At 52.5% G+C, this 11,657-nt stretch carries 6 protein-coding genes; 1 reads left to right on the top strand and 5 read right to left on the bottom strand.

Annotated elements, in window-relative coordinates:
- Positions 1-318: 318 nt before the first annotated feature.
- The 3 genes from J4864_RS04815 to J4864_RS04805 all read right to left on the bottom strand — a co-directional run bounded on the left by J4864_RS04815 (position 319) and on the right by J4864_RS04805 (position 6,792).
- Positions 319-2,631 carry a TonB-dependent receptor gene (locus tag J4864_RS04815; RefSeq protein ID WP_211813894.1) on the bottom strand — a complete coding sequence of 771 codons (2,313 nt, stop codon included), beginning with the start codon at positions 2,629-2,631 and terminating at the stop codon, positions 319-321.
- 195 nt (positions 2,632-2,826) lie between these two features.
- Positions 2,827-5,460 (bottom strand): substrate-binding domain-containing protein, encoded by a 2,634-nt coding sequence (locus tag J4864_RS04810; protein ID WP_211814617.1) that lies wholly within the window; start codon positions 5,458-5,460, stop codon positions 2,827-2,829.
- 777 nt (positions 5,461-6,237) lie between these two features.
- Positions 6,238-6,792, bottom strand: a complete 555-nt coding sequence (locus tag J4864_RS04805; protein ID WP_211813893.1) for a DUF3332 domain-containing protein — start codon at positions 6,790-6,792, stop codon at positions 6,238-6,240.
- Positions 6,793-7,439: 647 nt separating this feature from the next.
- Between J4864_RS04805 and J4864_RS04800 the strand changes: the two genes are divergently transcribed.
- A complete protein-coding gene (locus J4864_RS04800; protein ID WP_211813892.1) occupies positions 7,440-9,578 on the top strand; it encodes a glycoside hydrolase family 97 protein in 2,139 nt (712 codons plus the stop codon).
- A 296-nt stretch (positions 9,579-9,874) separates the two neighbouring features.
- On the opposite strand, the gene J4864_RS04795 is transcribed toward J4864_RS04800, so the two are convergent.
- Together J4864_RS04795 and J4864_RS04790 are read right to left on the bottom strand one after the other, a co-directional pair.
- Positions 9,875-10,378: an LOG family protein gene (locus J4864_RS04795; RefSeq protein WP_211813891.1), complete on the bottom strand. Its 504-nt coding sequence runs from the start codon at positions 10,376-10,378 to the stop codon at positions 9,875-9,877.
- Positions 10,375-11,571, bottom strand: coding sequence for an FprA family A-type flavoprotein (locus J4864_RS04790; protein ID WP_211813889.1), 1,197 nt, complete (start codon positions 11,569-11,571; stop codon positions 10,375-10,377). Before J4864_RS04790 ends, J4864_RS04795 begins: the two co-directional genes overlap by 4 nt.
- Between the last annotated feature and the right edge of the window lie 86 nt (positions 11,572-11,657).

Raw genomic sequence — 11,657 nt, 5'->3', positions numbered from 1 at the left:
GAATTTGGAACTTATGGAACATGCCGGATAATATTTTACTCTTATTTCTGATATGTTCTTGAGTGCAAGATGTCAACAATCCACCTGCCAACAACTGATTATTCATATATTCCCAGCATCTGGTAACTATATTACAAACGCTTTGTACACATATTACAAATGCTTTGTAGAAGCATTACAAACGCTTTGTACACATATTACAAATGCTTTGTAGAAGCATTACAAACGCTTTGTAGACGTATTACCAGTGCTTGGTAACAAAGTCACCAAAACCTGGTAACAATCCGAATAACCCGGAAGCATGGGCAGCCAAGCGTCTTAGAACTTGAGAGAAGCGGTAAACTCAACTGTGAAAGGACGGAGATAGCTGCCTGTCATCAGCTGGTTCTTGATGTTCTTGGCTTCATCCTTGGTGATAAGTTCTGCACCGGCAATACTACCCTTGGCACCTGTCTGGTTGAGGAAGTTCACTACTGTACAGCCTAAAGCCAGTCGCTTGTTAACCTGCCAGTTCACACCTCCGAATGTTTCCCAGTGTCCGTTGAAGTAGTAGGCATCATTGATATTGGCGTAGGTCTTGCTGAAATAACGGAAACTGGTCCATAGCTTGATGTCCTTCGTAACCATGTAACTCGGGTCAAACTCGATGAGCACTCTTGGAATTTCAGCTACAATGTTGCCAGTAGCATTGATACTGCCGACATATCCATCAGCGAAGGTAACCGAAGTTTCATACTTCTTGTAAGTAGGACGCTGATAGGTAAAGAGGAAATGAACGTCAAGCCCCTTTACCGGATGGGCAACCACGTCGGTAGTCCATCCGATAGTCTGTATATCGTAAGTAAGTGGTGCGGCCATAATCTCGCTTCCGTGCTGAAGATTAAGCGTAGAGTTGTTGTTGGTCTTTGAGATGTAAGAGAAGAGAGAGGTGAGGCTCATCCATGAATTGTTGTAATAGAAACCTACACGCCCGAGAGGAACAGAAACCTTGTCAGTGTTAGGGAGTGTCGCTGGAGAGAAAGCCTCGAACTTCGGATGCTGAACGATATAGGTGAAATCACCTGTCAGTCCAAAATGCTTGTTCACCTTATAGGTTGCAGCAAGGGCGAGGTCATAGTTGAACCAGCTGTAATCCAATGGCACAGGGGTTATCTTCGTGCCGTCAGCAGCAGTAGCACCGAGATGGTAATCGGTAAATCGTCCGACGTAATCACCAGCTGCATTCTTCACAGCAAGGTTCTCACCCTTGAGTTTCTGCAGCTCTACACGGGCACCATAGTAGAGATTCAACTGTGGGAGAATGTCCCAGTCATGGGTGAAGTAAAGGGCTGTCTTGTTTTCATGACCACGGTAGAATTCGGATGCGTTCTTGTTATAATCATAGAAGAAGGACGTGCGCTTGCCAGCATCATAGAGTCGTACAGCATAGCTTCCATCAGAAGGAACGCTCTGGTCGTACATCGTTGTATTAGATGTATAATCAATGTGATAGTACCACTCGTTGACACCTACACGCAGTGTTGATTTGCGGAACTTCTTTGAAAGCTCTGAAGTGAAGAGGAATTCGTTGACATCGCCAGAGTTCAGACAGGACATACGGGTCTGGACATACTCACCATTATAAAGCGACTGACTTCCATCAATGCCATACTGCATATAATTGTTGACGAAACCTGGTGCTTTCGTGTTAATCAGCGACATCGGAGTCTGATAAACCAAAGCAGCATGACCATGATCAAAGCGTGCCATTGCCTTCCAAGAGAGTCCGTTGCCGAAATCGTAGTTGTTCATCAATGAAATCTGACTGCTGCGATTGGCGATGGCATCATAGAGGGAAGTGCTTTTCAACTGACCGTCACGCATATCCCGATAGGTGATGTTCGCATCCACTGGCAGATAGGAAGTCGTACCGAGCTTGAAGTCGCCATACTCCTTCACGCTACCGTCACCGGCATAGATAAACGGTGCGGACTGTGTGGCGTAAGTATAGACAGGATGGCTGTTGCTATAGCTGTACATAGCCGTAAGTTCACCTTTGTTACCGGCATAACGCTTCGTGATGGCTGCCTTGTAAATCTGTGTGCGGTCCTGGTTCTGCGAACTCTTGATCTTAAACGTACCGGGATCGCTGTTCTGATACATGCTTCCGCTGTAATACCAGCCTTTTCCGAACGAACCATTCAGGTTCAACGACATTTCCTGCAAGCCGAAATGATTGGTCTTGTAGTTGAGTGTTCCGTGGAAACCATCCTGCCCCAACTGTGTGAAAGAGTTGACAGCATAACCGATATTGCCGGTTGTAATGGCCGTTTCGGCAATCTTCAGCAAGCCTTGATGGCTCAGACTGGCATCGCCACGCCAAAGAGAATTGACGCTGCGGGGATTGGTTGCATAGGTAACCGGCAAACCGTTCTCAAGCACATTGACATCAGCAGAAGGCAGACCAATCTGTATCTCACGTGGACCGTTGGCACTGGCAGCGTTCAACATCACGTTACGATTGCTCTCTTCCTTGTTCCCGTTATCCTTCTTGCTACTGTTGTCATCCTGAGCACTGACAATAGAGAAGGCAGGCAAAGTGGCTAACAATAACGCACCTAAGCGTAATGAAAAATGATAAAAGTTGACCATAATTAAATTGTTTAGTAATGTGAATACTTTAAGTTGCAGTCTTTTCTTCCTTTCAGGTAACTAACTACGGTGCAAAATTACATTGATAAATTAATTGTGTGGCGCAAAATCCGTTCATAGACTGCAAATATTGTGTCTGCGAAACATTCGTTCTATCCTGTGAACGTTTTGTTGTATGTGGCTGATATATGGTCGTCAACGTTCCTGTGCCGGCAGCAAGTCAAACTCTTCCTTATAGCACTTTGAGAAGTAACTTGGGGTGGAGAAACCTACAGCATACGCCACCTCAGACACCGATTTCTCGGTTGTCTGGAGCAGATGACGGGCACGCATGAGGCGGGCTTTACGGAGCATTTCAACAGGAGAATGACCTGTCAGGGCTTTTACTTTGCGATAGAGCTGGACACGAGAAAGCCCGATTTCATCGCCGAATCTCTCCACATTAAACTCGCTGTCACCAAGATTATCCTGAATTATCTTGCGCAGCTGGGTGATGAAAGTCTTGTCTGTTTCGTTCGACAGCTTCTCCAAAACATCGTTTTCATCGCTGTTTGAGAAGAGCTGGCTGAGTTTTTTCCTACTCTGGATAAGGTTGTCAATACGCGAAAGAAGCAGCCGGAGGGAGAAAGGTTTGGATATATAGGCATCTGCACCATGCTCATACCCCTCGACACGCTGATCGTCAAGACTACGGGCAGTGAGCAGGATGACGGGGATGTGGCTGATGGCTTTGTCCTGTTTCAGCTGACTGCAGAACTCCAGTCCATCCATGACAGGCATCATAATATCGGAGATGATAAGGTCGGGTACTATCCGCCTTGCCATTTCCAGCCCGTTCTTACCGTCAACAGCTTCGCTCACCTTATATATAGGGGAGAGTGCCGAACGGAGGTAAGTGCGGATGTCGCCGTTGTCGTCGATGACGAGCACTTCCGGCCTGTCGGATTCAGCGGGCCGGATGAGGTCGTCGACATGGCGGGCCTGATTGGGAATCTCCGTGTTCTCCTCCGTCTCGATGAGCGGGCCGTCCGGCTGCACCTCTTGTGCGCAGGCCTTCCCTTCCTGGCGGAGCGGCATGCTGACGACGAAGGTGCAGCCTTTCCCTTCTTCGCTCTCCACCGTCGCCTGTCCATGGTGCAGCTCGGCAAACGCCTTTACCAGTGCCAGTCCGATGCCTGTTCCATGTCCGGCATTGCCGGCCTGGTAAAACCGGTCGAATACATAAGGCAGGTCGTCCTGTGCAATGCCGCAGCCATTGTCGCTCACCATAATCCCCACTTTGTCAGCCTCCACGGAAGCAGCAAAGCCGATGCAGCCTCCTTCGGGCGTGTACTTCATGGCGTTGCTGAGCAGGTTGTAGCAGATGCGCTCCAGCTTGTCACGGTCGGCACGCATGGGGATGGATTCCGGTACATGGAGCTGCAGGGTGATGTGTTTCTTCCGGGCCGACGTGTCGAAGAGGCCGAGCCACTGCCGCATGCACTCGGAGAGGTCGAAGTCGGACAGGTGCAGCTGCATCTTCCCGTTCTGTATCTTGCGGAAATCGAGTATCTCGCTCACCAGCCGGCTGAGGACGGCCACGTTGCGCTGTACGATCTGGAGCATGCCGCGCTGCTGCGGACTGAGGTTCGGATCATGGATGATGTATTCCACCGGGTCGGCTATCAGCGTCAGCGGCGTGCGCAGCTCATGGCTGATGTTGGTGAAGAACTGCAGCTTGGCGGCTGTCGCCTCCTCTTCGATATGCCGGCGCATGACGGTCGTCCGATAGGCATAGACCATGATTCCGGCCAGCAGGATGATGATGACACTGAAAAGCAGGAGATAGACTTTCTGATGATTGTACTGAGCCAGATAATTGTCCACCTTGCCATGCAGCGACTGGATCCGTGCTGTCTGCTTCATGATTTCCTCACTCTGAAGAAGCAGGGCATTGGCATTGTTGCTCGTTACGAGTGTGCCTTTCAGGTAGTTGTCACGCTTGTAGGGCTTCTTTTCCAAGATGTTCAATGCCAGCTGCATGACGAGGTCGCCGCGGGTAGGATAGATGTAGGAAGCCTCCATCCTGCCGTCGCGAACGTTCTCCATGCCGCCTCCGGGGACGGGAAGAGCGTCAATGCCTGCAATCCTCATTCCCCTTATGCCATGCCGTTCTGCCGCCTGCAAGGCACCGACCGCCATGCGGTCGTTCTGTGCAAAGACATAATCCACGTGCTGTCCACCGGCCAGAATGCTGTCCATTGCAGCCGCCCCGCGGTCTTTCAGCCAGCCGGCATACCGCCGGTCGACGACCCTGATGCCCGGAAAACCGCTGACGGCATCCATGAAGCCGCGGTTGCGTTCGATGGCAGGCGACGACCCTTCCAGTCCGCATATCTCTACGACATTGCCCTTTCCCTTCAGCTGCCGGGCGATGAACGCACCCATCTCGTGCCCTGCCTCGTAGTTGTCTGCCCCGATGAAAGCCGTGTACTTCTTCGAGTCGGTCTTGCGGTCGAACAGGATGACAGGGATTCCCCTGTCATAGGCCTTGTCGATGACGGAAGAGATGGTATGTATCTGGTTGGGCGAGACGATCAGCAGGTCGACCCCCTCCTTGACGAAGCGGCTGATCTGCTTTGCCTGCAGCCGGTCGTCGTCATTGGCGGAAGCGAATTTCAGGACAACGTTGTCATGCTGGTAAGTACTCATGACCAGCTCGCTGTTGAGCTTGTCACGCCAGATGTCTTCCGAACACTGTGAGACACCGATCACGTATTTCTTCCCGTTGTCTGCCGTGCAGGCCGTGAGAAGTAGGGCAAGGAGAGCCAGATAGAAATATTGTCTCATCATCCGACAGGTAACTTTGTTTCAGCAAAGATAGCCTGTTTCTTTCAGATATGCAAGCATTGTCAGCCTAATTTGCCGGTGGGTTGTACTGCCACAGTTCATGCGGAGAACCTGCTTTGTTGACATACATGCAATGAGAGGGGAAGAATACGCCTGCACGTGCGGCGGCCGGAAGGGTGCGTCCCTCCGGAAGACAGCCTGTCTGGAAAATCCTCAATGGCTGTTTCTTTGATGAATTTTCTTTACGATTGCAGGCTGTGAAACCCTCCGTTCCGTGCATCCTGACCATTCCCGGAATGGCAGAATGCGATGGACTGTATCGTAACCGTTGGTCACTTGGCTTCCAATCAACGCCCGATAGCGTTCTAAGCGGTGCTTGTTTGCAAGCCAACTAACGCCCACTTGCAACGCAACTGGGCACTTCTTGCCAGAGTGTATTCTATCTGTCTGATTACAAACAGGTTGCTGATGTCTTGGAATGTGCTTTTCTCTCGTTGGAAAGGTGTTTCGCATGGTCAGACGGAAGGTGGACGGAGGCTCTCGTTCCGTTCCTTCTGTTTCTGACGGGCGGTGGTAAATTATTATGACAGTACAGATTTCTTTTCCGCCTTCAGTCCGGTGTTCCCGGATCGCCGGGACAGGGTGTCCGGAGCCGGCCGCCGGTCTTTCAATTGTAGCCGGCGATAAACCGGCGGGGGAATCAGGTATCCGTCCTGGCTCGATGTCCGGTCAGTCACCGGGATACCTGATGCCCCACACCGGTCAGAGGAGACGCTGTTATCTCCTTGCCATGAAGTAGCTTGTGCCGGCCTGCATCTGCCGTACCTCGTAGACACCTGCAGCATCGGGTGTGACGTCAGCTGTCAGACCGTTGCTCAGGAAGGCCTTTACGGATCCGTCGCCATTGAAATGGAGCACTTTCTTTTCCTGTCCTTCAGCATTCATGTACCATGTGTTCTCCTGCTTGTTGTAAGTGAAATAGAACACGCTTCCGTCCGGCTTGGTGATCTGGTAGCCGTTCTCCAGGTATTTCACGGCATACATCAGCCCGTCGTCGCCCTTGATGTTACGGGTCTTGCCCACACGGTTGGCAACGGGGTTGTCGCCTGTCCAGAACTCAATGGTGTTGAGGACGAACATGTCGGCGGCACTGCAGATTGCGTAGGCCGGGGAGATGACCAGGAAGATGATCTCATTGAGGAACTTGGATTTCGTTGCATGCTTGTTCCACTTTGCGAGCTTGTTGAACAAGGCGAATGAGCCTACGCAGGAGCTCATGAGGGTCGCTCCTGCCAGGAGGACGACCATTGACTTTAGTCCTTTTACTTTCATACTTTCAATTTGTTAGTGAATGAATAGGGTTTTCTTATCATATAATGTAGAAACGGAAAGAAAGGCTGCTTATTTTGTCGCGGGTGATTTTTTTGGTCTTCAGGAATTGGGAGTGATGAGGTTCGTTTCTCGTGCGTTGATGGATTTAATGAAATATCACACGGAGGCAGGGAGCTGTTGGAGAAGTGAAAAGGTAAAAGAGCAAAAGGGCAGACATTATTCTGTCATTCCGCCGTCCTGTCCTCCGTATGCCTTATGATGTAGCTGGCTTACTTTGTCATTCCGTATTCCGGAAGAACCTTTTCCCGATGGCACAGGAGCCGCCCCAGGCCGAGGGAGGGGACAGTGGCTTCCCGAGCCGGGGCGGGGACAGGGACTTCCCCTGGGCACTCCGAGGGAGGGGGGGCGGCAGGGGGCGGTGGATGACGAGGGTGGGTGATGTATAATCCGGCTAAAATCGATGACTTGATGGCCGTTCCTTTCTCTCCTTCGTGTTCCTTGTCGTCTATCCTCCATAAAACAGGCTGATAATTCAGGAACTTTATATAAATTCCTCTATAAAACCGGCCTGTATTTCAGAGATTTTATCTAAATTTGCATATCATCGAACTTAAACATTGGTATCCATATTATACTTTAACAGAACAATGAAGAAAACCTACATTGCCCTTCTGGGGCTACTGATGGGGATGGCAGACATTGCCGGTGCGCAGACCGTGAAGTCTCCGGACGGCAATATCTCCGTGACCTTCTCGCTGACAGGGAACGGTGTGCCGACCTACGAGATGACTTACAAAGGTAAGGCTGTCGTGAAACCTTCGCATTTGGGACTGGAGCTTGCCAAGGACAAACACGCCAGCAAAGGAATGAAAGAGACCAGCCTCATGGACGGTTTTGAGAAGACCGGCACCCGGACGACTGCTTTCGACGAGACATGGAAGCCGGTATGGGGCGAGACGGCTACCATCCGCAACCACTACAATGAGCTGGAGGTAGACCTCAGCCAGCCTTCCAGCAGGCGCGACATCGTCATCCGCTTCCGTGTCTACGACGACGGCATGGGACTCCGCTATGAGTTCCCGCAGCAGCCCGAGCTGAACTATTTTATCATCAAGGAGGAGCATACGCAGTTTGCCATGGCCGGCGACCACACCGCCTGGTGGCTCCCCGGCGACTATGACACGCAGGAGCAGGAGACACAGGAGTCGAAGCTGTCGGAAATCCGTTCGCGCTTCCATGATGCCGTGAACTGGGGCAACTCCTCTGTTGACGTGTTCTCGGAGACAGGTGTCCAGACCTCCCTGCAGATGAAGTCTGCCGACGGTCTGTACATCAACATCCACGAGGCGGCATGTGCCGACTACTCTACCATGCACCTCAATCTCGACGACAAGACGATGACCTTCGAGTCGTGGCTCACGCCTGATGCGACAGGTCTGAAGGGATGTCTGCAGACACCTTGCGAGACCCCATGGCGTACGGTGATGGTAAGCGACGATGCGCGGGATATGCTGGCAAGCAACCTTATCCTCAACCTCAACGAACCCTGCAAAATCGAAGATACTTCCTGGATCCATCCTACCAAGTACTGCGGGGTGTGGTGGGAGATGATAGCGGGCGGCAAGCCGTGGGCTTATACGGATGAGTTCAGTTCCGTGAAGCTCGGTCAGACCGACTATGCGCACGCCAGACCCAACGGCCGCCATCCGGCGAATACTGCCAACGTGAAGAAGTATATCGACTTCGCTGCAGCCAACGGAATGCAGGAGGTGCTGGTGGAAGGCTGGAATATCGGCTGGGAGGACTGGTTCGGCCACTGGAAGCAGGACGTGTTCGACTTCGTCACGCCTTATCCTGACTTCGACCTCAAGGCTCTGAACGAGTATGCCCACTCGAAGGGTGTGAAACTGCTCATGCACCACGAGACCTCTTCCAGTGCGCTCAACTATGAACGTCACCTCGAGGAGGCGTTCAACCTGATGAACAAATACGGCTATGATGCCGTGAAGACCGGCTATGTGGGCGACATCATCCCGCGCGGCGACCATCACTATTCGCAGTCGATGAACAACCATTATCTCCATGTCGTCAAGGAGGCTGCCAGACATCACATCATGGTGAACGCACACGAGGCGACACGCCCTACCGGTCTCTGCCGTACATGGCCGAACCTCGTCGGCAACGAGTCGGCACGGGGCACGGAGTATGAAGCTTTCGGTGGCAGCGCCCCCAACCATACGGTCATCCTCCCGTTCACCCGTCTGCAGGGCGGCCCGATGGACTACACGCCGGGTATCCTTGAGACACGGCTCTCTGCCTGGTGCGACAACAAGAGCTATGTACACACCACGCTTGTCGGACAGCTCGCCCTCTATGTGACGATGTACAGTCCGCTGCAGATGGCAGCCGACCTCCCGGAGAACTACCGGAAGTACAACGATGCCTTCCAGTTCATCAAGGACGTAGCCTGCGACTGGGACGACAGCCGTTACCTGGAGGCCGAACCGGCACGCTACGTCACCGTAGCCCGCAAGGCCAAAGGGACGGACAACTGGTTTGTAGGCGGCAAGACCGGACTGGCTGCCCGCCAGAGTACAATCCGGCTCGACTTCCTCGACAAGGGGCGCAAGTATGAGGCGACGATCTATGCCGATGGCAAGGATGCCGACTACGAGAAGAACCCGAGCGCATACGCCATTACCAAGCGTACGGTGAAGAAGGGCGATGTCCTCAGGCTCTGGGAAGCACGCGGCGGCGGCTTCGCCATCAGTCTGAAGGCGCTGTAAAAGACCATGGCTTATGAGGGTGTGTCAAAATGCAAATACCATTTTGATCATCTTGCAGTTTGAGACAATTCATTAAAAATGACCATTTCTGTACTCGATTTTGAGTAAAGAAATGGTCTTTTCTTTGCTTTTAGGAAAACCTGCTTATAGTTTGAAGGTTGTCAAGCTGTTAATTCGCATTTTGACACACCTTCCTTTTCCGTCCTGTGAATTGCTGGGCAATATGCTGGCCGATGCCGTCCAGACGGGCCGTCATGCCGCCTCTTCCGGTCTGTACGGCCTTGGGGCGGACATTCCTATGCGTCCTTTATCTCGATGGAATCGTGGTAATCACCACGTGTCATGCCGTGTCTTTGCAGGTCGTCCAGCAGGTCGACCAGACTGTTCCAGAATCCTTTTACATTGTGGAGGATTATCTTCTTGCGGTGATAACCGATGGAGGCGGAGGCTGCTACGGTGAAGATTTCATCGAGTGTTCCTACACCGCCGGGCAGCGCATGGAACACATCAGCCCGCTCCATCATGATGGCTTTGCGGTCGTTGAGGTCTTCACAGGGAATCTCTACATCCACATAACCGCTCACTCTGCGTCCTTCCTCCATGATGCGGGGAACGACACCGATGGTGCGTCCGCCGGCTTCATGCACCGCCTTGCCGACACATTCCATCAGTCCGCTGTTGCCGCCACCGTAGACAAGGACGTGTCCGTTCTCGCCGATCCACCGTCCCAGTTCTTCCGCAGCACGGAAGTAATCAGGATCGATGTCGTTGTTTGCCGAGCAGAATACAGCTATGTTCATGCCTGTCCTTCCAAGAGTCTGGCTGCCATCTCACGGCCCAGGCGTGTACACTCGTCCTTGATGGCCGGCGTGAGGGCCTGCTTCATCTCTACCGGCTCGCCCACCTTCTCGAAGTGGAGACGGTTCTCGTTCCATTCACCGATGGCGGCGACCGCCTTTGAAGCCCACGAATAAGAGCCGAACCAGCCGATGAGATGGTGCTTGATGTCGCGGTTGGCAACCTCCTGGAGCAGCACGTCCATCTCGTGGTAAAGGCCGGCATTGTAGGTAGGAGCGCCCACAATCAGGCCGCGGAAGCGGAAGATGTCCTGCAGGATGTAGCTGTGATGGGTCTTGGAGACGTTGTACAGGCGGATGTCCTTTACGCCGGCGAGGGACGCCGAACGGGCGATCTGCTCTGCCATGCGCTCCGTGTTGCCGTACATCGTGCCGTAACAGATGACCAGTCCCGGATCAGTTTCGTACTTCGACATACGGTCGTACAGGCTGATGACCTTGTCCACATACTTGTGCCATACCGGTCCGTGGGTGGAGCAGATGTAGTCGATGTGGATGCCGGCGAGCTTCTTCAGTGCGTTCTGGACCGGTGTGCCGTACTTGCCGACGATGTTGGAATAGTAGCGCACCATCTCCGGCCATGCCCAGTCGGTATCGATCTCCTGGTCGATGAAACCGCCGTTCAGTGCGCCGAAGCAGCCGAAGGCGTCGCCTGTGAAGAGGTGCGACACCTCGCCTTTGCAGAGTGTCATCATCGTCTCCGGCCAGTGGATCATCGGTGTCATGAAGAACTGCAGGGTATGGCTGCCCAGCGGAAGTTCCCCGCCGTTCTTCATCTCTGTCGTGTTGTCCTTGATGTCGTAGAAGCCTGCCATCATGTCAAAGGTCTTCTTGTTGCCGATGACCTGGATATTGGGATAGTACTTCTTCAGCAGCGCCAGCGAACCGGAGTGGTCCGGTTCCATGTGGTTGATGACGAGATAGTCGATCTGACGGTCGCCCAGAACCTCACGGAGATTCTCGATGAACTGGACGAAGAAGTCTACTTCTACCGTGTCGATGAGACATACCTTCTCGTCGTCGATGAGGTAAGAATTGTAGCTGACGCCGTAAGGCAACGGCCACAATCCCTCGAAGAGCGCCTTGTTGCGGTCGTTGACACCTACGTAATAAACTTTATTGGCAATTTCTATCATTTTTATATTGGGTTTGGTTCTTTATTGGGAGGAGGAGTTGGAGCAGTTGAAGAAGCTGCGGAAGGGTTCAGAGAGATTGGGGGTGT

Origin of the sequence: Prevotella multiformis (genome assembly GCF_018127985.1) — a bacterium.
GTDB classification, from domain to species: Bacteria; Bacteroidota; Bacteroidia; order Bacteroidales; family Bacteroidaceae; genus Prevotella; species Prevotella multiformis.
Note: the sequence above shows the minus strand (reverse complement) of the source record. Positions and strands in the feature narration are given on the sequence as shown.

Bases quoted from the DNA above. Each gene is read 5' to 3' on its own strand.
- J4864_RS04815 (WP_211813894.1), bottom strand. From the start codon at position 2,631: ATGGTCAACTTTTATCATTTTTCATTACGCTTAGGTGCGTTATTGTTA.
- J4864_RS04810 (WP_211814617.1), bottom strand. From the start codon at position 5,460: ATGAGACAATATTTCTATCTGGCTCTCCTTGCCCTACTTCTCACGGCC.
- J4864_RS04805 (WP_211813893.1), bottom strand. From the start codon at position 6,792: ATGAAAGTAAAAGGACTAAAGTCAATGGTCGTCCTCCTGGCAGGAGCG.
- J4864_RS04800 (WP_211813892.1), top strand. From the start codon at position 7,440: ATGAAGAAAACCTACATTGCCCTTCTGGGGCTACTGATGGGGATGGCA.
- J4864_RS04795 (WP_211813891.1), bottom strand. From the start codon at position 10,378: ATGAACATAGCTGTATTCTGCTCGGCAAACAACGACATCGATCCTGAT.
- J4864_RS04790 (WP_211813889.1), bottom strand. From the start codon at position 11,571: ATGATAGAAATTGCCAATAAAGTTTATTACGTAGGTGTCAACGACCGC.